Below are 414 nucleotides of genomic sequence, written 5' to 3'. Positions count from 1 at the left end.
GGGCGAAGTCGTCCCTTGAGGATCTCGTTCAGTACAATGACGGCTTCTGCAGCAATCTCATCGGCACGCCGGAACAGATCGCCGAACGCATCCTGAAACTGAAGGACGCCGGTGCCGACCTGATCCTGCTCGGCTTCCTGCATTTCCAGGAAGAGGTCGAGTTCTTCGGCAAGCGCGTCATTACTCTGGTGCGCGAACTGGAAGCAGCTCGCGACAGGGAGCTTGTCGCCGCGGAATAGGACGGGCGCGGCCCACGGGGCCGCAGCCCACACGCCTTCAAAAGCAGGGACGTTTCATGATTGGTGCTTCGCTGGGAGCCGCCGCATACGAGCGCGCGCCCGAAATTTCCGCCCTTCTTGCTGGTGCTGGTCGCGTTGACGAGACGCGCGCGGTGCGCCTGTCGGCAAAGGCTGA

1 pseudogene is annotated in these 414 nt (G+C 62.6%); it reads left to right on the top strand.

From position 1 onward, the window contains the following. Positions 1-239: pseudogene (locus tag EN862_RS34910) on the top strand (dimethyl sulfone monooxygenase SfnG); the annotation flags it as partial. Between the last annotated feature and the right edge of the window lie 175 nt (positions 240-414).

Source organism: Mesorhizobium sp. M2E.F.Ca.ET.219.01.1.1, from assembly GCF_004016445.2.
In the GTDB taxonomy this organism is placed as follows: domain Bacteria; phylum Pseudomonadota; class Alphaproteobacteria; order Rhizobiales; family Rhizobiaceae; genus Mesorhizobium.
The sequence above is the reverse complement of the archived record's forward strand: the minus strand, read 5'-3'. Positions and strand labels throughout refer to the sequence as shown.